Origin of the sequence: Halorubellus amylolyticus, assembly GCF_034808145.1 — an archaeon.
Taxonomy (GTDB): domain Archaea; phylum Halobacteriota; class Halobacteria; order Halobacteriales; family Natrialbaceae; genus Halorubellus.
The window spans coordinates 401,198-420,919 of sequence record NZ_JAXHGM010000003.1; the positions used below are offsets into that span (position 1 = coordinate 401,198).

The window sequence follows — 19,722 nt, forward strand, 5'->3', positions numbered from 1 at the left end:
CGTGTGCGGACGTGACGGAGAACTCGACGCGACGACGGCTCCTGACCGTGTTGGCGGCGGCGACGAGTGCGGTCGCGGGCTGCAGTTCCGGCCCGACCCCGACCGCGTCTCGTGCGCCGACGGACGGGACGACGACCACGGCGGCGACGACCGAGTCGACCACCGCCACCGAGACGCGCACGGACGCGGAGACCGAGACGGAGACAGAGAGGCAGACGGAGACGGACGCTGGGGAGTCGGTCGACCTGGAGGGGGTTCCGGTCGGCGAGGTCGTGCGCGGCGACGCGATCGCCGCCAGCGTGCGCGCCGTCGAGCGCCGGGACGAGTACGCGCTCTACACCGCCCAGGACGGGACGACGTTCCTCGTCGTGGACGTGACGGTGAAGAACGAGAGCGACGAGTTCGTGGAGTTCAGCGCCATCAGGCGCGTGCAGGTGACCGACGGGGTGGACGAGTTCTCGCCCGGCACGGCGACCCCGCGCGGACCGCGGCTCGGCGGGTTGCTCGCGCCCGGGGGCGTCCTCCGAGGGGACGTCGTCGTACAGGTACCGGTCGACCGCGAACCGCTCTTCCTCCAGTACGACCTCGGTGCGTTCGACGGGTTCTACGACGACCCACCGACCGTCGACCTCGGGGCACGCGCCGACACCGTCACCGACCTCGAACCCGAACTCGAGGGACCCACGCACGACCCCGGCGCGACCGTCTCTCACGCGGGCACGGCCGTCACGGTTCACGGCGCACGGCGTCCGGGGAGCTACGCGGGCTCCGAGGCCGAGGACGGCCGGACGTTCGTCGTCGTCGACGTCGAGATCGCCAACGCCGCAGACGCGGAACTCACGGCGCTCGTCGACGATGCGGTCCGCGTCGAGCGGTCGGACGGCGCCGCCTACGACCACGACGCGGTCGTCGGGACCGTCGACTTCGAGGACGTCGACTTCCTGCTCTCGCTCGACCCCGGCGAGCGCGTCCGCGGCGAGTTCGCCTTCCAGGTTCCCGCCGACGTCGACGCCCTCTCGTTCTCGTACTCGTTCACGCGAACGGACTCACCGAGCAAAGCGTTCTGGACGCTGAACTGAGGCGGCCGGCGCTCCGGACACCGGTTCGGTCGACGACGGAACGACTTTCAGGCGACTAGTCGAACGCGACGCCATGGACGCCTGTTTCTTCGACGTGGACGGCGTCGTCGTGGACTCCGAGCGGCACTGGGTCCCGCTCGAGAACGACCGCATTCTCCCGTCGGTCGTCGACGCACCGGCGGGCGAGGGGCCGACGGCGAGCGAGATAACCGGGATGAACGTCCGCGACGCCTACGCGTACCTCGACCGCGAGTACGGCACGACCGTCGACCTCGACGGCTACCTCGACGTGTACGACGACGCGGCGGCGGCGCTGTACGACGACCGGGTCGCGCTCATGCCGGGGTTCGAGTCGCTCGTCGACGACCTCCGGCGCGACGGGGTCGCGGTCGCGCTCGTCTCCTCGTCCCCGCACCGGTGGCTCGACCGCGTCCTCGACCGGTTCGAACTCCGGGGCACGCTCGACGCCGTCGTCAGCGCCGAGGACGTCGACGGTCCCGGCAAGCCCGCGCCCGGCGTCTACGAGGCGGCCGCGTCGCTCGTCGACGCCGACCTGCCCAGGAGCGTCGCCGTGGAGGACTCGACGCACGGCCTCGCCGCCGCGCGGGCCGCCGGCGCGACCGCGATAGCGTACCGGGCGAACGCGAACGCCGACGAGTCGTTCCCCGACGCGGACGCCGTCGTCGACGGCCCCGACGCGCTCCGGGACTCGCTCGACGCACGCCGGAAATCGCTCGACCCCCACCGCGACGCGTGACCGGGCGGTCGCGACCCGTCCAGGCCCCACCTCGGGCGGCCGCCTCTGCGTCGCCCTGCTCCTGAAAGCCCCGATGCGCGTAATCACTGCCATCGGCGCTGCTGCAGTTGGTTTCCACTTTCACTGTACGTGGTCACTACTTATCACCATGCCGCGAGAGCGATGGGGTATGTTCGACCGACTCCGCCGAGCGTTCACAGGGACCGCACCCGAGTCCTCGTTCGTCGAGTGTCGTCGCTGCGGGACGCGCCTCCGCGACGACACCGGGACCTGCGGCTGTTGCGGGTCGACGGACGTCGCGCACTACGACCTCTGACGCGGCGACGCCGCCGGCTCAGAGTCGAGCCTGCGTCGAGACGTCAGGCGAGGTCCTCGTCGACGGCGTCCCGAACGGCCGTCGCGAGGAGCCCGGAGCGCACGAGCGTGCCGGCGTCGTCCATCTCGGGGGAGAGCTGTCGGTCCTCGTCCAACGCGGGCGCGACCTCGCGGACGGCGTCCACGGCCGCGCCGGTCCCGACGCCGGGCGACAGGTCGTCGTCGACGTACTCGAGCGCTTGCGCGCCACAGAGCAGCTCCACGCCGACGACGGTCGCCGCGTTCCCGACCGCGGTCTGGGCGTGCATCGCCGCGCCGGCGCTCATCGACACGTGATCCTCCTGGCCGCCGGAGACGGGCGTGTTGTCGGTCGCCGCACGGCCGAGGCTCCGGCATTCGTTGACGAGCGCCGCGCTCGTGTACTGCGCGATCATGTACCCCGATTCCAGGCCGGGCTCGGCGGCGAGGTACGCCGGCAGGTGGTCCTCCTGGAGCTTCGGGTTCAGGAGGCGGTCGGTGCGGCGTTCGCTGATGGCCGCGAGGTCGGTCATCGCGGCGGTCAGGTAGTCCAGGCGGTGCGCGAGCGGCGCGCCGTGGAAGTTCCCGCCGGAGAGGACGGCGGCGTGCTCGGTCCCGCTCGCCCGCGGGTCGGTCGCGTCGGCGGCGAACACGAGCGGGTTGTCGGTCGCGCTGTTCAGTTCGGTCTCCACGCCGTCGCGGACGTGCGCGACCGCGTCCCTGACGGCACCGTGGACCTGCGGGAGGCAGCGGATGGCGTACGCGTCCTGGACGCGGTCGCAGTTCCGGTGGGATTCGACGATCTCGCTTCCCGCGGTCGCGGCGCGGACGTTCTCCGCGCTCGCCGCCTGACCGTCGTGCGGTCGAACCGATTGGAGCGCGGCGTCGCAGGACGCCGTCGTCCCCATCGTCACCTCGGTCGTCAACCCGCCGGCGACGTCCGCGGCGGTCAGGATGCGCTCGGCGTCGACCACGGCCATCGCGGCGATACCGACCGTCAGCTGCGTGCCGTTGATGAGCGCGAGGCCCTCCTTCGGCGCGAGCGAGATCGAGTCGACGCCGGCCGCGTCGAGTGCGCCCGCGCCGTCGACGCGCTCGCGTTCGCCCGCCGCGCCGCCTTCGGGTGGTTCGACGTGCGCCTCGCCCTCGCCGAGGAGGACGAGCGCGAGGTGTGCGAGCGGCGCGAGGTCGCCGCTCGCGCCGAGACTGCCGCGCGAGCGCACGACCGGGTGGACGCCCTCGTTGAGGAACGCGACGAGGTCGTCGACGACGCGTTCGCGGATGCCGGAGTGCCCCTTCGCGAGCGCGTTCACTCGCGTGACGAGCATCGCGCGGACCTCCTCGCGAGTGCACTCCCGACCGGCGCCCGCGGCGTGACTCCGCAGGAGGTTCGTCTGCAGCGTCTCGACGTCCTCGCGCGGGATGCGTTCGGTGACGAGGTCACCGAACCCCGTGTTGAGACCGTAGACCGCTTCGCCGGAGTCGACGACGTCCTCGACGCGCTCCCGGGACTCGCGGATGCGGTCGCGTGCGTCGTCCGGTATCGTGACGCGCTCGCCGTCGCGGGCGACGGCGACGACGTCCTCGGGGGTCAGCGTCTCTCCGTCGAGTGCGACGGTCACGGCCGGCACCTCGCGTCGGCGGCGACGTGCGTCACCGCGGTGTGATGGGTCGGCATGGTCTGGAGTTCGAACGCCGGACGTCTTCGGCCTTTCGTCACCGGCGACCAAACGAACGCACGGACTCGTACAGTGGTGAACTGTTCCGTGCGTCGTCCGACCGGACGCACCAGACTTCCTCCCTGTCAACGGCACTCACTCACTCACTCACCAAGCGCGGTCGCTCGCCAGCCGTGGTCCCTGACGTCGTCGCGGCCGCCGTCGCCGTCGCCGTCGACGATACCGCGGCCAGTAGGGCGCCTCAGGCGGCCTCCTCGAGCGCGCCGTCGAGGCGGTCGAGACAGCGACGCGCGGCGGCGACGTGCTCGTCCGCGTCCGGACTCCCCGTGTCCTCGACCTCGGCGAGGAGGCGCTCGACCTTCGACGCGCGTTCGCGGACCGTCGACGGCGACAGGTCGTCGGCGTACCGGAGGTCCGCCGCGATGGCCTCGGCTTCGCCGAGCCACCGGCTCTCCTTCGGGGCGACCGGCTGTTCGCCGGTCGCTTCGAGGTGCGAGTGCAGCGTCGCGACGAGGTCGGTCACGTCGTCGGTGGGCATACCGGATACACGCACCATCGAACGTTAACAGTTGTCCTGGTTCGCTCCCCGGACTGCGGACCGGAGGCATGGGCGCGACCCGATCGAGCTCGGAGGACTCAGGCACGGTTTTCAAGGCCGGTCGCTGCGTACTATCGACGCACGAATGACCCGACGTAGCCCTCCCCTCAGCGTCTCCCGTCGGTGCGTGCTCGCGACCGCGGTCGGCGGCGCCACGGCGCTCGCCGGATGTAACGCACCGTTCGATACGGGGAACGACGGCGTTCGCGTCGACGCCCTGGCGGTCGAGAACCAGGACGACACCGCCCACGAGGTCTCGCTCCGGATCACGCGCGCGGACGGCTCGGACGCGTTCGAAGCGACCACATCCGTCGACGGCGGCCACGAAACAGTCTACCACGAGCCGGTCGAGGGCGTCGCCGCGTATACCGTCCACGGCGTCCTCCGTCAGAACCGCATCGACGAGGCTCTCGGGACCTACGCGACCGACGAGATGCGCTGCATCCGCCCCGTCTTCCGCATCACCACCGATGGCGAACTCAAACTGACCGCGAGGAAGTACGACGTCTGCTGACGGTCGACTCAGTCATCCGGTGTCCGGGAGGCGGCGTGAAGCCGGAAACCTCCACGGGCATCGAACGCCTTTATCAGTGACCGTGGCGTCGCTTCGACCATGGACGTGACAATCGACGACGTCTCCCTCGGTTCGACGGGACTGACGGTCAGCGAACTCCCCTTCGGCACGTGGCGGTTCGGTCGCGAGGCCGCCGACGGCTCTGTCGAGATCGACCGCGGTGCCGCGCTCGACCTCCTCGACGCGTACGACGACGCCGGCGGGTACTTCATCGACACCGCCGACGTCTACGGCGGCGGCGACAGCGAGGAGTGGATCGGCGACTGGCTCGCCGACCGCGACCGCGCCGACTACGTCATCGCCTCGAAGATCTACTGGCCGACCCGAGAGGGCCCGAACGGCCGCGGCCTCAGCCGCAAGCACATCCGGCAGAGCATCGACGAGATGCTCGACCGACTCGGCGTCGACGGCATCGACCTCCTCTACGTGCACCGCGTCGACGACGACACGCCCGTCCGCGAGTTCATGCGGACGCTCAACGGCCTCGTCGAGGACGGCAAGGTCCATTACCTCGGCGCGAGCTCGTTCGAACCCGACGCCTGGAAGATCGCGAAGGCGAACGAGATAGCAGAGCGCGAGGGCTGGGAGCCGTTCTCGGTGACGCAACCGCGGTACAACCTCGTCGACCGCGAGATCGAGGCCGGGTACAGGGAGATGTGCGAGGCGTACGGGATGGGTATCGTCCCGTGGAGCCCGCTCGGGCAGGGGTTCCTCACGGGCAAGTACGAACGCGACGACCGGACTCCCGACGACACGAAGGCGGGGCTGGGCGAGCGGTTCCAGGAGAACTACCTCACCGACGAGAACTTCGCGGTGCTCGACGAGCTCCGCGCGGTCGCGGACGAGGTCGACGCGACGATGGCGCAGACCGCGCTCGCGTGGCTCCTGCATCGCGACGGCGTCACGGCACCGATCGTCGGTGCGCGGACCGTCGAACAGCTCGAGGAGAACCTCCGCGCTGCGGAGGTCGAACTCACGGACGAGCACGTCGAGCGGCTCGCTGACGCGAAGGGCGACCCGTTCTCGCACCTGCGGTAGGGACGAGGACCACCTAGCTGGGCGACTCCTTCTGGAAGCGGACGCCGTAGTGGTACGGCGGCAGGTCGACCGTCTCTATCGGGCGGAAGGCGGCCGCGTCGGTGACGATCCGTTCGGTCGCGGCCGGCGAGAGCCGGAGGTCGGTCGGTGGGCCGCGGGCGGCGCCGTGGACGCGGGTGTCCTCGCGGGCGGCGTCGTGCCAGTTCACGACGACGAACTCGCCGTCGGGCGCGAGGACGTCGTGCGCGCTCGCGGCGAACGCGCCCGGGTCGTCGATGCCGTGGAACGTGTTCGCGTTCAGGACGACGTCGACGGGTTTCAGGAGCGCGCTGGCCATGTCGCGCGCGTCGGCGTGGGCCGTCTCCAGGTTCTCGATGCGATGCAGGGCGGCGAGTTCGTCGAGCTCGTCGAGGAGCGTGCGGTCGAGGTCGACGGCGAAGACGGTCGCGGGGTCGACGACGCGCGCCGCGGGGAGCGCGAAGTACCCGTTCCCGCAACCGACCTCCGCGAGGGCGTCGCCGCTATCGATTCCGAGGGAACGGAGCGTCGCGCCGGGCGCGGGCCAGAGCCGCGACCACCAGTCCCAGTCCGGCTGACTCGTGTTCTGGAATGGTTCCATGTGAGGCCGATAACCGACGAGCACAGAAATGTGTTTTCCACACAAGACTGACTCCCGGTGGGTTCCGGGCCTCGACCGGGGTCTCCGTCGGCGTCGAACCCAGACCGGCGGCTTCAGACGGCCAGCGCTCCGACCGCGAGCCCGAGCGCGCCGGCCGTCGCCGCGTAGTCGCGCCACCCGTACGAGAGCGGTGGGAGCGTCGGGTTGAACGCGAAACAGCGCGCCTGGAGGGCGACGGCGAGCGCGTCGGCACGCTCGAACGCGCGGTTCAGCCCGCTCGTCGCGACGATACGCATGCGGTCGCGGAGCGGGCGCTCCGACCCCAGCCGCGCTCGCATCGCGTCGCGCGACCGCTGGACGTCGTCGAGGAGCACGGGAACGAACCGGAAGACGAGCGCGACACCCACCCCGAGGAGCTGTCCGACGCGCCCGGGGACGAGCCACTGGACGGCAGCGCGCGAGTCCCGCGTCGGCGTGGTTTGCACGTACGCGGCACTGACGAAGAGCACGAGGAGGACGCGGTAGGCGGCGAGCGCCGGGAACCGCGCGTCCGCGAGCACGAACCAGGGGGCGCCGAGTCGCGCGCCCTCGACGACCGGGGCGAGCACGAGCAACGGGAGGACGACCCAGACGTCGCGGACGACCTCGACCGGCGACAGGCGAGCGCTCGCGAGGACGCCAGCGGCGACCGCGGACAGGACGGCGAGTCCCCGCGGCGTCGTGTGCGCGAACGCCGCGACGGCGAACGCGACCTGGACCGCGAGCTTCGACCGCGGGTCCAGCGCGTGCGCCAGCGTGTCACCGGGCTCGTATCGCCCCATCAGTCGACGCCCCTCACCATCCCCTGACCTCGACGTCGTCGAGCGCTCGACGAACCGCGTCCGGGGAGTCGTCGGCGACGACGCCGCCGTCGGCGAGGACGACGACGCGGTCGGCGAGCGCCGCGACCTCGGCGACGTCGTGGGTGACGACGACGACGCTCGTTCCCGCCGCGTGTCGGTCGGCGAGCCGGTCGCGGACGGCGTCGCGCGAGGGGGCGTCGAGGCTCGCGAACGGTTCGTCGAGCACGAGGTGGTCCGGGTCCATCGCGAGCGCGCCGGCGATGGCGGCCCGGGACTGCTCGCCGCCCGAGAGCTCGTCCAGTCGCTCCTCGCCGCGCCCGTCCAGGCCGACGGCAGCGAGCGCGCGCTCGACGCGCGACCGGATCTCCTCGTGGGAGAGCCCGAGGTTCTCCGGGCCGAACGCGACGTCCGCCGCGACGGTCGCCGCGACGAACTGGTCCCGCGGGTCCTGGAACACCATCCCGACCGCCGTTCTCGCGGCGACCAGGTCCTCGTCGACGGGACGACCGTTCACCGAGACCGACCCGCTATCGGGTTCGAGGAGGCCGTTGAACAGGCGGACGAGCGTCGTCTTTCCGGCGCCGTTCGCGCCCGCGAGCACGACGAACTCGCCGTCGTCGATGGCGACCGAGACCTCGTCGAGGACGAGCGCGTCCCCGCGGCGAACGGTGGCGTCGGTGACGCTCAGCATCCGACGAGGAACGCGTCGGTACGGGACGCGCTGGGACGGAACGCGCCGGTACGGGACGCGGTCATTCGACGGCGAGTGCGTCGCTGCGGACGATGCCGACCGCGGCGGCGAGCTTCACGAGCTCCGCCGGGATGAACGCGGCCGCACCGACGGCGAACGCCTTGGACAGCGAGTAACCGGCGACGACCATCAGGCCGCCCATGCCCAGCGCGTAGATGACGACGGTCCCGGCGACCATCCCGGCGACCAGGCGCCACACGGGAATCTCCGTGCGCGCCATCGGGGCGAGGCCACCGTGGGCGACGGCGCCGACGAGCGCCGCGGCGACGGGGTACGAGAGCAGGTACCCGCCGGTCGCGCCCACCAGGTGCCCGAAGCCGGCCGCGCCGCCGCTGAAGATGGGCGCGCCGAGCGCGCCGGCGACGAGGTAGAGGAGGAGCGACGCACCACCCCATAGCGGGCCGAGGAGCGCCCCCGCGAGGAACACGCCGAGGACTTGGAGGGTCACGTTCGCCGCCGGACTCACCGGGTTCGGGAAGCTCACGTACGCGAACGCGCCGACGAGCGCGGCCAGCATCGCCGCTCGCGCCACGTTCACCGCGACCTCTCCCGGGACGAGGTCGACGTTCTCCGTCTGCGTGCTCATCGAACCCACCTGCGGTTGACCGGAACCTGGAACATGCACCGACGTCTGTCGTCAACCACGTTCAAGACTTCGGTATACGGGGCGTCGTGGGGGCTCGGTTCCACGACCGTTCGAGTCACTCCGCGTTCGACTGGACTCTGTCGTCACCGACGGGCGCGGTCTCGTACACCCGCGAGTACGTCGACCGAACGCGAGCGCGGCGAGCATCGCGACGAACGCGAACGGAACCGCCTCCCAGAACCGGATGCGGTAACCGGCGGCGGGCGGGCCGAGCGCGACACCGAACCCGGTCGGCGACCCGCGGACGGACACCGCTCCCCCGGCCGCAGAGGCGTAATCACCTTGCTTGTGGAGCGCTAGAGGGAACCCATGACACCGTCTCGGGTGGTGTGCGTCGACGACGAACCGGCGTTCGCCGAACTGACGGCGACGCAACTGGAACGTCACGGTGACGTCACCGCCACCGGGTTCACCGACCCGGACGACGCACTGCCCGCTCTCGACGACGCCGACTGCGTCGTCAGCGACTACGACATGCCCGGGATGACCGGGCTCGCGTTCCTAGAAGCGGTCCGAGACGCGCACCCCGACCTCCCGTTCGTGCTCTTCACCGGGAAGGGGAGCGAGGCCGTCGCGAGCGAGGCTATCTCGAAGGGCGTCACGGAGTACCTCCAGAAGTCGACGGACGCCAGCCAGTACGAGGTGCTCGCGAACCGCGTGCTGAACGCCATCGACCGGTATCACGCCGAACGGCAACTGGACCGCGAGCGGACGCTCGTCGACCGGATCGTCGAGATGACGCCCGTCGCAATCGTCGTTCACGACCAGGACGGCGACGTGGAGGTCGCGAACCGGCGCGCGCGCGACCTCCTCCGGATGCCGACCGAGTCGCTGCACGTCAGGACGTACGGTTCGAGCGACTGGACGCTCCACTCCGAGGCCGGGGACAGCCTGGGTGCCGACGAGTTGCCGGTGGCGCGCGTCATCGCGTCCGGCGAGGAGGTGCGCGCGGAACGGTACGTCATCGAGGTGGCGGACGAACGACAGGAGATCGTCCTGAACGCGGAACCGCTCGTCGGAGCCGACGGCACGGTCGAGCGCGTCGTGGTGGTGTTCGCGACGGGCGAGGAGATCGACACGTACGCCGACTGACGTTCGACCCGGAGGTCGTCGACGCGGACTTCTCGGTTCAGGCGACGTACAGGAGGGGGACCATCACCACGAAGCCGCCGACGAGCCCGGCGGTCAGCTCCCGGTAGCCCTTGCCTTCGAGCGACGCGCCGGCTTCGAGCGCCTCGGGGACGAACTCGGTGAGGACGAGGTACACCATCGCGCCGGCGGCGAACCCGAACCCGAACGGGAGGAACTCCTCGGCGACGCGGACGAACAGGAACGCGATGACGGCGCCGATGGGCTGGGGGAGACTGGAGAAGACCGCGGCGCCGACCATCCGCCACTCGCTGACGTCCATCGAGCGCAACGGGATGGAGATCGCGAGTCCCTCGGGGATGTTGTGGATGCTTATCGCGATCGTCATGAAGATGGCGAGCACGGGGATGGCGAGGCCGAACATCGTCACGCCGCCATCGAGTCCGAGTTCCGCGAAGGACACGCCGATGGCGACGCCTTCGGGGAACGAGTGCACGGTGAGCACGCCGAGGATGAGCACGAGCTTCTTCAGGTCCGCCTCGGCGAACGCGGCCGGGTCGAACCCGTGGTCGTGACCGTGGTCGTCGTGTCCGTGGTCCTCGCTCGCGCCGTGACCGTGATCGTCGCCCTCGCCGTGTCCGTGGTCGTCCGCCGTGTCGTGTCCGTGTTCGTCGCCGTCCGCCGTGTCGTGTTCGACGACCGGTTCGCCGCCGTCCGTGGTCGCGTCGCTACCGCCGACGTCGACGCCTTCGAGCACGCGGTTCGCGACGACGACGAGGACGACGCCGGCGAGCAGCCCGAGGATGAGCAGCCACGGGACCTCCACGTTCGGGCCTTGCATGACTCCCTCTTGTTGGAGGCCTTCGCGGACGAGCCCGAAGAGCGAGGCGGAGAGCATGATACCCGAGGCGATGCCCCAGAGTGCGACGTTCCAGCGGTCGCTGACGTCGTCGACGAGGAAGAACGGTATCGCGCCCAGTCCGGTGGCTATCGCCGTGACGAGGCCGGCGAAGAACACGAACGTGACCGCGGCGAGGTCCACCATATCGGAACTCGGTCCGGCACGACGATAAAAACTTTCATATCGCTGGTAGGTTTTGGTCGGCCTAGGTGCTAGGCGCACCGAAGACTCGCGACCGGACGCGCCGCTCGCGCACGAGCATCACCCTCCACGGACCGACGACACGGTCGAAGAACGACACACCGCCCATCGCCGACGCCACTCACGCCGAGTCGGCGGCTCCCTCGGGCACGTCGGACGCCGCGTCGTCGTCGTCGCGGACGTCCGGCATCGCAGGGTCCCGGTACGGGGACCGACCGAGAACGGCCCCTTCGAGGTCCTGCTCCACGACCTGCTCGCGGAGCGTGCGCTCCAACCGATTGACGTTCGTGACCGTCAGGTCCTGCGCGTCCATGAGCTCCTGGAACCGCTCCTCGTCGGACAGCGACTCGTAGCGATCGTACAGCGACGACATCTCGTCGGGATTCAGGCCCGCCACGAACGCCTGGTCCTGCAAGCCGAGACGGCGCTCGCGCTCGTCGTCGACGACATACTTCAGGACGACCAGCGACACCTTCTCGATGGCGCGCTGCTGGCCGAACACCGTCAGGTCCAGGTCCACCATGATTCCCATCGCGCGATCGCGCTCCCACGGCGTCACGTCGAGCGTCGACGCGTACGCGTGCGTGATGCGAGCCTTCTCCAGTCGATGCATGCGAGCGCTGTGGCCAGCCATCGCGGGATGCTGCTCGTCGTGCAACCGCCGCAGGTTCTCGCCGACGTCCCCGTCCGCGGACTCCGCGCGACCGATGATGGTCGCCGCGGGCGTGGCCACGTCCCACCGCCGGAAGCGCTCGTCCTTCACGGCGTCCACGCGCGACAGCGACCCGTCTCCCGGTCCCGCACTCACGTCCCGGCGCTCGAACCCGTCGTCCACGTCCCTCGGGTCGTCGACGGACGTGGCTGACCGCTCGGTCATACGACGACGATACGGCCCCGCCGGTACTTAAACCGTGGGACCACAGACGGCAGAACGAACAATCTTCGACGCCGACCATCGGCGCCAACCTCCTCACTATGACCCATTGCGACCAGAATGACTTAAACGAATGCCGGGAGTGTGGTCTCCTCCTCGCAGTCGCCCTCGCCGTCCAGCGCACCGTCTGTGACCGCTACCCGTGCAAAGGGGTCCCGAACGAATGCGTCACGAGGCGTTCCGCGAAGGAAACCCCTATGTTTTCGAATCGAAATACGTACTGGTAGTGGTCCGGTACCAGAATCCCGTCCGCCTCCTGCTGCTCGGCGTCGGCATCCTCCTCGCCCGCTTGGGGTTGGTGCGTCGCGAGCACGTGGTGCGGACGACGGACCTCTCCTGGCCGCGCATCGTCACCGGCCTGGCGCGGATGAGCAAGAACGCCGTCGACGTCGCGATGGTCGGCATCGCGGTCGGCGAGGTCGCCATCGCGGGCGTCGGGTTCGCCGGCCCGTTCTGGGGGATCGCGTTCTCGCTCGGCGGCGGGTTCGCCGCGGGCACCATCGCGCTCGTCTCGCAGGGCTTCGGCGCGAACGCGCACGACGAGATCGGGCAAGCGATCCGGTCGAGCGCCGTCATCGTCCTCGCGCTCACCCTCCCCGTCGCCGCGCTGTTCGCGGCCGTCCCGGGGGAACTCGTCGCGCTCATCGCGAACGACGCCGCCACCACGCGCGCCGGCGCGGACTACCTCCGCGTCGTCGCGTTCGGCGTGCCGTTCGCCGGCCTGAACCTCGTCGGGAGCCGCATCTTCATCGGCGCGGACGACGCCTGGACGCCGATGCTCGTCCGTGGCGGCGGCGCCATCGTCAACATCGTCGCGAACGCGGTGTTCATCTTCGCGCTCGACATGGGCGTCACGGGTGCCGCACTCGGGACGGTCCTCGCGAACGTCCTCGTCACGATAACGTTCGTGCTCGCGCTCCTCGCCGGCCGCATCCCCGGCGTCGGCGACCTCCCCGTGACGGTCGACCCGTTCGGGACGTACCTCGACCGGGATACCATCAGGGACGTCTTCGAGATCGGGCTGCCCGTCGTCGGTCGGAACTCGGTGTGGACGATCGCGAAGTTCCCGATGCTCGCCATCGTCGCCCTGTTCGGGCCGAGCGTCGTCGCGGCGTACGTCATCGTCCGCCGCATCCTCGGCCTGATGAACACGCCCGGCTGGGGGTTCGCGCTCGCCGCGTCCAGCCTCGTCGGCCAGGAGCTCGGCGAGGGCGACGAGGCGGACGCGGAGGCGTACGCGAACGACATCCTCGTGTTCTCGCTCGCGACGTACGCCGTGTTCGCGGTCGTCGTCGCCGCGTTCGCCCAACCCATCGTCGAACTGTTCGTCGGCCCCGACGCGGACCCGAACACCGTCCCGACCGCCGTCGGACTCACGTACGCCGCGTGCGTCGCCGTGCTCGCCCAGAGCGTGAAGGGCACCGCCGCGGGCCCCCTCGACGCGTCCGGGGACACGAACATCACGTTCTACAGTCAGGTCGTCGGCATGGTCGGGTTCGCCATCCCGCTCGCGTACGTCGGTGCGGTCGTCCCCGCGGTCGGTATCGCCGGGCTCTACCTGTCGTTCCTCGGTGAGGCGCTCGTGCCCGCCATCATCAACTTCTGGCGGTACCGCTCGGGCAAGTGGAAGGCGATCAGTCAAGAGTACCGGCCCGACTCGCCCGTCGCCGACGACTGACCGGGTCAGTCCGAGTCCACGAACGGGTTCTTCCCCTCGACCAGGTTCGTCTTGTAGACGCCGCGGGTCTTCGCCACCGTGTTGCCGTCGTCGTCGTGGAGTTCCGCCTCGACGACGCCCGTGTCGTCGCCGTACCGGTCGACGACGGCCTCGCCGTGGATGTCGCCGGTCGCCGGGCGCACGTAGTCGATGCGGACGTCGAGCGTCGGCCCGGGGTTCCCTTCGACGGACGCGAGTGCGGCAGCGGACAGCGAGTCCGCGAGCGCGAACGGGACGGCGCCGTGCGCGAGTTGCGTCGACTCGGAGAGCGAGTGGTGGTCCGCGAGCTCGATGGTGCCCTTCGCGCGGCCGTCGCCGACCTCGGTGACCTCGAGTCCGACGTGCTCGCCGAAGGGATACCGTTCGTTGAACCGCTCGGATACGTCCATGCTGCCGTCATCGAAGCCCGTGGACAAGAAGGTTGGTAGCGCCCCTCGTCCGGTACGGTCCCGTTCCAGTCGTGTCGCTGCCACGTCATCTATTCCGGTTCCTCTTTACAAGATTTTAAACGCGTATTCGCGGAAGTAACTTGTGGCATGGCAGGAGACGACCCACGACACGACGATTCGACACCCCCGAAGACCGCGGTGAGCAGACGCCGGTTCCTCGCTGGCGTCGGCGCCACCGTCGCCGCCGCGGGCGGGGCCACGCGCGGGACCTCGCTCGCCGAGGCAGCCGAATCGCCGTCCTCGACGACCGTCGGAACCGACTTCGAGTACCTCTACCGGACCGTCCCACTCGGCGAGCGCATCCCCACGAGCGTCCAGGTGGCCGACGCCGCGACGCTGGACCAGATTGCCGACGAAGGCACCGGCTTCCGGTCCGTCACGGACCCCGTACCGGGAGCGTACGTCGAACTGACGCGGTCTGAGGCCGTGCGCGTGTACCAGACCGCCGGCGTCGAGGCGATGCGGTTCGCGCCCGGCGCGAACCCGTTCTGGCAGCTCGACGCGTACCCCGAACGCGTGTTCCCCGATTCGACGGACGCGATGGACTACATCGCGTACGACGAGGCGCTCGCGGGCATCGACGCGCTCGCCGCGGACAACCCGAACAGGGTGAACGTCCGAACCGTCGGGCAGAGCCCCGGTCACACGGACGTCGTCACCGACAGCCCGGAGCGGTACGACGTGACGCTCGTCGAACTGACTAACGACGTCGACGACGACGCGGCGATGGCGGCGAAGACGAAGGTCCTGTGCTCGCTCGGCATCCACGGCGACGAACGGTCCGGCGTCGAAGCCGGCCTGCGATTCCTCGAGGACGTCCTCGACGGGAACGAACCCGACGTCGAGAGCCGACTGGACGACGTCGCGGTGCTGTTCGTCCTCCCGAACCCCGACGGCTGGGCGTCGCGGAGTCGACTCACCGACGTCGACGGCGCGTCGTCGACGTTCAAGCGCGTGAACGCGAGCGGCGTCGACCCGAACCGCCAGTACCCGACCGTCGGGTACGTCGACCCCGACCACAACCCCGCGGACCCGAACGGGTCGAACCTCGTCGACGACGACCCCGGCATCGACGGCGACGTCGACGCGCGGTACACCGACGCCGTCCCGGACGCGCTCGGCGTCGTCGAGGCGCTGCGCGAGTACGAGAACTACTCGTTCGCCGCGGACTTCCACGGGATGTTCGGCTCCGAGAACATGGTCGAGGGACTGCTGATGAACGACAGCTATCAGCCGGTCGAGCACGCGAAGCTCGACGCGCTGAACGACGCGCTCGACGACGCGCTCGCGGCGTCGGTGGGGCCGTTGCTGTCGGAGAACGAGGCCGCGCTCGGTGAGGGCGCCGACGCGCGCGCCCCCCGAACGCGAGGGATTCCCGAGACCAGCTACGCGTACGGCACCATCCTCGACACCATCGGGTACACGACGACCGGGGGCTTCGGGTCGTGGTTCTCGGACGCTATCGAGTCCGGTGGCGTCGACGCGATGGGTATCTCCTTCGAGATGGCGCTCGACAACCGCAACGGCGGCGAGATGGCGTTCATCCCGGGACTGAACGAGGTGCACGTGGTCGCGTACCGGACGTGCATGCGAGAACTGGTCCGGAACGCGGGCGCGACCACGGACGGCACAATCGACTCCAAGGGGCGGTCGACCGCGTACGTCGACTCGGACGCCCTCACGCGGACCTCCGCGGACCTGCGCGTCGACCGCTCGACGCGCGTCGAACGCGACGCGTTCACCGTGCAGGTCCCCGAGGACGGGACGACGGTGGCGCTCGACGGCGCAGCCGCCAATCCCGAGCGTGCGGGGTCGGGTGGTCGACTGCACGTCGGCGTGACGCCCGCGCACGGTCGCGAGGTCCGCGCTCGCCTCCGGGACCCGACGGGCAGCGACCGGGCGACGCTCGCCGCGACGGGCGGCGGCCTCCAGCACGGCGCGCGCGTCGGCGTCGACGACGCACCGGCGGGCAACTGGTCGCTCGACCTCGACGCGGACGCGGCGACGACGGTCGCGGTCCGGACGACGCGAGTCGTCGCCGACGGCGCACCGGCACCGATGGCCGTCCTCGGGTACGAGCAGCGGCCCTACGAGGTGACGCCACTGTCGTACCTGGACGCGTACGGCGACGCGCTCGCGGCCGACGGCGTCGCCGCGGAGTCCGTGGACGCGGTCGCGAACGGCGCGCTCGTCGACGGCGGGACGCCCGCGGTCGACAACCTCGTCGTCTCGCACGACGACGGCGCGGACGACGCCGCGTACGTGGCCGCCGTCGAGGCGTTCGTGAACGCCGGCGGTCGGCTCGTCGTCACCGACACCGGCACGCGACTGCTCGGCGCACTCGACGCCGGCGGCGCCAGCGCCATCGCGGACGCTGACGTCCGGCGCGTCACCCGGAACGCCGCGACGCTCGACCGCAAGCAAGGCGGTCGCCTCCTCGACGGCGTGCGCGACATCGAGACGGAGGTCTGGAAGGCGACACCGCTCGGCTACCGGACGCGGAACGAGGCCGAGCTGTCGCTCGTCGACGAGTCCGCGTTCCGGTCGGCGGGCGGCGATATCGCCGCGACGACCGACGGCGACGTCGTCCTCGGCGAACTCGACGGGGTCGTCGTCGTCGGGAGCCTCCTGCCCGCTCCCGGGCAGGAGAACCTGCATCCGTTCGGCCTGTACGGGTCGGCGCTGTCCTCGATGGGCCACCGACTGCTGGTGAACGCGCTCGGCCACGACCAGCCCGCGGCCAGCGGGGAACGGCCCGCGGGCGACGGGGGCCAGCTCGCGGCCAGCGGGGACCGGCCCGCGGCCAACGGAGGTGGGTCGCGATGAGCGACGACGAACCGACGCGTCGCTCCATTCTGCGGTCGACCGCGGTCGGCGCGAGCGGGCTCGCGGTCGGGACTCTCGCGTCCACCGCGACCGCCAGTGCCGCGGCGTGCGACGGGGCGACGGAGACGACGACGCGCACCGGCTCGCTCTCCGGCGCGGACGACGCCGACACCCTGACCTACGACGCGGCGACGAGCGACCCCTGCGAGGTCGCGTTCGACCTCGCCAGCGAGGACGCCACAGACTTCGACCTCTACGTCACGTACGACGGGCGAACGCCGACGACGTCGGACTTCGACGCGCGCTCGAAGACGTCGCTCACCTCGGGCGAGCGCGTGACCGTCGACGCCGAGAACGCGGACGCGAACGCGACCTTCGGCGTGCTCGTTGACTCGTACACGAACGGCGGGTCGTGGACGCTCGACGTCACGGAGACCACGGCGGACGACGGCGGTGGCGGCGGGAACGAGCGCCCGACGGCGTCGTTCACCGCGAGCGCGACGACGGTGACCGTCGGCGACGCCGTGGACGTGGACGCGAGCGACTCCACGGACCCCGACGGCTCGGTCGCGAGCTACGCCTGGACGTTCGGTGACGGCGCCGGCGCCGACGGCCAGACCGCGTCGCACGCCTACGACACCGCCGGCGAGTACGAGGTCACACTCACCGTCACGGACGACGACGGTGCGACCGACACCGCGACGAAGCCCGTGACCGTCGAATCCGGTGGCGGCGACTGCAACGTCACGCGGACCCGGACCGAGGAAGGCACTCTGGACGGTACCGGGGCCGGCTCCACGTACCAGTACGCCGCGCGGACCGCCGACCCCTGCGAGGTGACGCTGTCGCTGTCCGCGGACGCCGGCACCGACTTCGACCTCTACGTCACGTACGACGGGCGGACGCCGACGACCGCGGACTACGACGACCGGTCGTACAATTACGGGAGCGACGAGGAGATCGTCGTCGAGGGGAGCGCGTTCGGCGCCAAGGACGTCCTCGGCGTGCTCGTGGACGCCTACGACGGCAGCGGCTCGTTCGCGCTCGACATCGAGGAGGTCGGGACCGGCGACGGCGACGGTCCGGCCCCGAACGACCCGCCGACCGCGACGTTCACCGTGGACGCGGCGACCGTCAGCGTGGACGACCCCGTGACCGTGGACGCGAGCGACTCCACGGACGCGGACGGCTCGATCGCGAGCTACGACTGGACGTTCGGCGACGACGCCACCGCGAGCGGCGAGAGCGCGACCCACGCGTACGCCGCCGTCGGCGAGTACGCGGTGACGCTCACCGTCACGGACGACGACGGCGCGACCGACACCGCCACGCGGACCGTCACCGTCGAATCCGGCGACGACTGCGGCTCGACCCGCGAGACCGCCGGCACCGAAGGGCGCTTCTGGTGGAGCGGCGGCAGCGAGGACTACACGTACGAGACGCAGACGAGCGACCCCTGCGAGGTCACCGTGACCGTCGACGGCCCGAGCGCCGCTGACTTCGACCTCTACGTCACCCTCGACGGGCGGACGCCGACGACGTCGGACTACGACGTCCGGTCCGCGAGCGCGGACGCGCAGGAGGCGGTCACGACGGACTCGGTCGACGCGACCACGTCGATGGGTCTCCTCGTCGTCGCCGCGGACGGCTCGGGCACCTACCGGCTCGACGTCGACGAGCTCGGGCGCTGAGCGCTCGAACGGCTCCTCACCCGCCTGGTCGGGCCTGCAGTCCCGCGAGGAAGTGCGCGACCGTTCTGGCGGCCGCGTCGACCGTCCGGTCGTTCTCGTCGAGGGGCGGAGCGGTCTCGACGACCTCGAACCCGGCGATACGGTCGTCGCTCGCGGCGACCCTGACCATCCGGAACAGCTCGCGCGTCGTGATACCGCCCGGCGTCGGCGCGCTCGACCCGGGGTAGGCGGCGTCGAGGACGTCGATGTCGACGCTCACGTACACCTGGTCGACGTCGCCGAGCGCGTCGAGTGCACGGTCGACAGCGTCGACGTCGTCGTCACCGACCTCCTCGGCGGTCACGAGCTCGTAGTCGTTGTCGCGGACGAAGTCGTGGTACCCCGTGGAGGTCTCGAAGTGTCGCGCCCCGACCACGCTCAGCGCGTCCAGCCCGTCGTCGTGGAGCTGTCGATACGGTGACCCGCTCGTCGGGTCCCCGCGGACCTGTCGACAGTCGAGGTGCGCGTCGAAGGAGACGACGCCCAGGGATTCCGTCGCCGCACCGACCGTCTCGTCGAGCAACGGGCTGGCGTTCGCGTACGTCGTCGAGTTGTCGCCACCGAGGAACACCGGCGTCGCCCCGACGTCGTGGACGTCGCGCGTCGTGTCAGCGACCGCCCCCTGGACGACAGCGGTCGACTCCGTCGCGGGGAGCGCGACGTTCCCGAGGTCACCGAGCGAGTCGACGGGACCGGCGTCGAAGTGATGCGTCTTCGTCGACGCGAGCGCCCCGCGAATCGCGGCCGGTCCCTCGCTCGCCCCCTGCCGCGAGATGACGGCGCCGTCGTAGGGGACGCCCACGAGCACCGCGTCGTACGCGTCCGCGTCGTCGAGCGTCGTCCCCTCGACGAGGTGCCCGAACTGGTCGTCGACCGGGTCCTCGCTCGTCGGTCGCCACGCCGGCGGGTCCGTGAACACAGCCATGGCACCCGGTTCGCTCGCAGCGTCCTTCAAGGGC

General features: G+C 70.7%; 19 protein-coding genes. 9 read left to right on the forward strand and 10 right to left on the reverse strand.

The features are described from left to right. The first annotated feature begins 11 nt into the window (after window positions 1-11). The 3 genes from SM754_RS10770 to SM754_RS10780 all read left to right on the forward strand — a co-directional run bounded on the left by SM754_RS10770 (window position 12) and on the right by SM754_RS10780 (window position 2,152). Complete coding sequence (locus SM754_RS10770; protein ID WP_323676231.1) at window positions 12-1,079, forward strand: DUF4352 domain-containing protein; 1,068 nt, start codon at window positions 12-14, stop codon at window positions 1,077-1,079. 73 nt (window positions 1,080-1,152) lie between these two features. Further along, on the forward strand, window positions 1,153-1,836 hold the full coding sequence (locus SM754_RS10775) for an HAD family hydrolase (protein ID WP_323676232.1): 684 nt from the start codon (window positions 1,153-1,155) through the stop codon (window positions 1,834-1,836). Between the two features lie 169 nt (window positions 1,837-2,005). Beyond that, window positions 2,006-2,152: a hypothetical protein gene (locus SM754_RS10780; RefSeq protein ID WP_323676233.1), complete on the forward strand. Its 147-nt coding sequence runs from the start codon at window positions 2,006-2,008 to the stop codon at window positions 2,150-2,152. Window positions 2,153-2,195: 43 nt separating this feature from the next. Here SM754_RS10780 and hutH read toward each other — a convergent pair whose 3' ends face one another. Together hutH and SM754_RS10790 are read right to left on the reverse strand one after the other, a co-directional pair. Further along, window positions 2,196-3,791, reverse strand: a complete 1,596-nt coding sequence (gene hutH, locus SM754_RS10785) for a histidine ammonia-lyase (protein WP_323676234.1) — start codon at window positions 3,789-3,791, stop codon at window positions 2,196-2,198. A gap of 298 nt (window positions 3,792-4,089) precedes the next feature. After that, window positions 4,090-4,386, reverse strand: coding sequence for a DUF8152 family protein (locus SM754_RS10790; RefSeq protein WP_323676235.1), 297 nt, complete (start codon window positions 4,384-4,386; stop codon window positions 4,090-4,092). Window positions 4,387-4,531: 145 nt separating this feature from the next. Here SM754_RS10790 and SM754_RS10795 point away from each other — a divergent pair, with 145 nt between their 5' ends. Together SM754_RS10795 and SM754_RS10800 are read left to right on the forward strand one after the other, a co-directional pair. Beyond that, a complete protein-coding gene (locus tag SM754_RS10795) occupies window positions 4,532-4,960 on the forward strand; it encodes a hypothetical protein (RefSeq protein WP_323676236.1) in 429 nt (142 codons plus the stop codon). A gap of 99 nt (window positions 4,961-5,059) precedes the next feature. Beyond that, window positions 5,060-6,058 (forward strand): aldo/keto reductase, encoded by a 999-nt coding sequence (locus tag SM754_RS10800; protein WP_323676237.1) that lies wholly within the window; start codon window positions 5,060-5,062, stop codon window positions 6,056-6,058. A gap of 13 nt (window positions 6,059-6,071) precedes the next feature. Here the strand turns inward: SM754_RS10800 and SM754_RS10805 are convergent, their stop codons facing one another. The 4 genes from SM754_RS10805 to SM754_RS10820 form a co-directional block, all read right to left on the reverse strand. After that, the gene (locus tag SM754_RS10805) at window positions 6,072-6,677 is read right to left on the reverse strand and encodes a class I SAM-dependent methyltransferase (RefSeq protein WP_323676238.1); all 606 of its coding nucleotides are present in this window, start codon (window positions 6,675-6,677) and stop codon (window positions 6,072-6,074) included. 113 nt (window positions 6,678-6,790) lie between these two features. Next, on the reverse strand, window positions 6,791-7,498 hold the full coding sequence (locus SM754_RS10810) for an energy-coupling factor transporter transmembrane component T family protein (RefSeq protein ID WP_323676239.1): 708 nt from the start codon (window positions 7,496-7,498) through the stop codon (window positions 6,791-6,793). 13 nt (window positions 7,499-7,511) lie between these two features. Continuing rightward, window positions 7,512-8,210: an energy-coupling factor ABC transporter ATP-binding protein gene (locus SM754_RS10815; RefSeq protein ID WP_323676240.1), complete on the reverse strand. Its 699-nt coding sequence runs from the start codon at window positions 8,208-8,210 to the stop codon at window positions 7,512-7,514. A gap of 61 nt (window positions 8,211-8,271) precedes the next feature. After that, window positions 8,272-8,856 (reverse strand): biotin transporter BioY, encoded by a 585-nt coding sequence (locus tag SM754_RS10820; RefSeq protein WP_323676241.1) that lies wholly within the window; start codon window positions 8,854-8,856, stop codon window positions 8,272-8,274. Between the two features lie 369 nt (window positions 8,857-9,225). Here SM754_RS10820 and SM754_RS10825 point away from each other — a divergent pair, with 369 nt between their 5' ends. Further along, window positions 9,226-10,008 (forward strand): response regulator, encoded by a 783-nt coding sequence (locus tag SM754_RS10825; RefSeq protein WP_323676242.1) that lies wholly within the window; start codon window positions 9,226-9,228, stop codon window positions 10,006-10,008. Between the two features lie 37 nt (window positions 10,009-10,045). On the opposite strand, the gene SM754_RS10830 is transcribed toward SM754_RS10825, so the two are convergent. Beyond that, window positions 10,046-11,050 (reverse strand): ZIP family metal transporter, encoded by a 1,005-nt coding sequence (locus tag SM754_RS10830; protein WP_323676243.1) that lies wholly within the window; start codon window positions 11,048-11,050, stop codon window positions 10,046-10,048. A 178-nt stretch (window positions 11,051-11,228) separates the two neighbouring features. Continuing rightward, entirely contained in the window at window positions 11,229-11,984 is a 756-nt protein-coding gene (locus SM754_RS10835; protein WP_323676244.1) for a DNA-directed RNA polymerase subunit epsilon, read from the reverse strand. A gap of 283 nt (window positions 11,985-12,267) precedes the next feature. Here SM754_RS10835 and SM754_RS10840 point away from each other — a divergent pair, with 283 nt between their 5' ends. Next, window positions 12,268-13,719 carry an MATE family efflux transporter gene (locus SM754_RS10840; protein ID WP_323676245.1) on the forward strand — a complete coding sequence of 484 codons (1,452 nt, stop codon included), beginning with the start codon at window positions 12,268-12,270 and terminating at the stop codon, window positions 13,717-13,719. A gap of 5 nt (window positions 13,720-13,724) precedes the next feature. Here the strand turns inward: SM754_RS10840 and SM754_RS10845 are convergent, their stop codons facing one another. After that, window positions 13,725-14,147, reverse strand: coding sequence for a PaaI family thioesterase (locus SM754_RS10845; RefSeq protein ID WP_323676246.1), 423 nt, complete (start codon window positions 14,145-14,147; stop codon window positions 13,725-13,727). Window positions 14,148-14,294: 147 nt separating this feature from the next. Between SM754_RS10845 and SM754_RS10850 the strand changes: the two genes are divergently transcribed. Further along, window positions 14,295-17,033, forward strand: a complete 2,739-nt coding sequence (locus tag SM754_RS10850) for a M14 family zinc carboxypeptidase (protein ID WP_323676247.1) — start codon at window positions 14,295-14,297, stop codon at window positions 17,031-17,033. Then, on the forward strand, window positions 17,030-18,724 hold the full coding sequence (locus SM754_RS10855; RefSeq protein ID WP_323676248.1) for a PKD domain-containing protein: 1,695 nt from the start codon (window positions 17,030-17,032) through the stop codon (window positions 18,722-18,724). Before SM754_RS10850 ends, SM754_RS10855 begins: the two co-directional genes overlap by 4 nt. A 16-nt stretch (window positions 18,725-18,740) precedes the next feature. On the opposite strand, the gene hutG is transcribed toward SM754_RS10855, so the two are convergent. Then, a complete protein-coding gene (gene hutG, locus SM754_RS10860) occupies window positions 18,741-19,688 on the reverse strand; it encodes a formimidoylglutamase (protein ID WP_323676249.1) in 948 nt (315 codons plus the stop codon). Window positions 19,689-19,722: the final 34 nt, after the last annotated feature.

What these genes read in the sequence shown, in the direction of transcription:
- SM754_RS10775 (WP_323676232.1), top strand. Translation starts at nt 1,153, where the DNA reads ATGGACGCCTGTTTCTTCGACGTGGACGGCGTCGTCGTGGACTCCGAG.
- SM754_RS10780 (WP_323676233.1), top strand. Translation starts at nt 2,006, where the DNA reads ATGTTCGACCGACTCCGCCGAGCGTTCACAGGGACCGCACCCGAGTCC.
- SM754_RS10790 (WP_323676235.1), bottom strand. Translation starts at nt 4,386, where the DNA reads ATGCCCACCGACGACGTGACCGACCTCGTCGCGACGCTGCACTCGCAC.
- SM754_RS10795 (WP_323676236.1), top strand. Translation starts at nt 4,532, where the DNA reads ATGACCCGACGTAGCCCTCCCCTCAGCGTCTCCCGTCGGTGCGTGCTC.
- SM754_RS10800 (WP_323676237.1), top strand. Translation starts at nt 5,060, where the DNA reads ATGGACGTGACAATCGACGACGTCTCCCTCGGTTCGACGGGACTGACG.
- SM754_RS10805 (WP_323676238.1), bottom strand. Translation starts at nt 6,677, where the DNA reads ATGGAACCATTCCAGAACACGAGTCAGCCGGACTGGGACTGGTGGTCG.
- SM754_RS10810 (WP_323676239.1), bottom strand. Translation starts at nt 7,498, where the DNA reads ATGGGGCGATACGAGCCCGGTGACACGCTGGCGCACGCGCTGGACCCG.
- SM754_RS10815 (WP_323676240.1), bottom strand. Translation starts at nt 8,210, where the DNA reads ATGCTGAGCGTCACCGACGCCACCGTTCGCCGCGGGGACGCGCTCGTC.
- SM754_RS10820 (WP_323676241.1), bottom strand. Translation starts at nt 8,856, where the DNA reads ATGAGCACGCAGACGGAGAACGTCGACCTCGTCCCGGGAGAGGTCGCG.
- SM754_RS10825 (WP_323676242.1), top strand. Translation starts at nt 9,226, where the DNA reads ATGACACCGTCTCGGGTGGTGTGCGTCGACGACGAACCGGCGTTCGCC.
- SM754_RS10830 (WP_323676243.1), bottom strand. Translation starts at nt 11,050, where the DNA reads ATGGTGGACCTCGCCGCGGTCACGTTCGTGTTCTTCGCCGGCCTCGTC.
- SM754_RS10835 (WP_323676244.1), bottom strand. Translation starts at nt 11,984, where the DNA reads ATGACCGAGCGGTCAGCCACGTCCGTCGACGACCCGAGGGACGTGGAC.
- SM754_RS10845 (WP_323676246.1), bottom strand. Translation starts at nt 14,147, where the DNA reads ATGGACGTATCCGAGCGGTTCAACGAACGGTATCCCTTCGGCGAGCAC.
- SM754_RS10850 (WP_323676247.1), top strand. Translation starts at nt 14,295, where the DNA reads ATGGCAGGAGACGACCCACGACACGACGATTCGACACCCCCGAAGACC.
- SM754_RS10855 (WP_323676248.1), top strand. Translation starts at nt 17,030, where the DNA reads ATGAGCGACGACGAACCGACGCGTCGCTCCATTCTGCGGTCGACCGCG.
- hutG (WP_323676249.1), bottom strand. Translation starts at nt 19,688, where the DNA reads ATGGCTGTGTTCACGGACCCGCCGGCGTGGCGACCGACGAGCGAGGAC.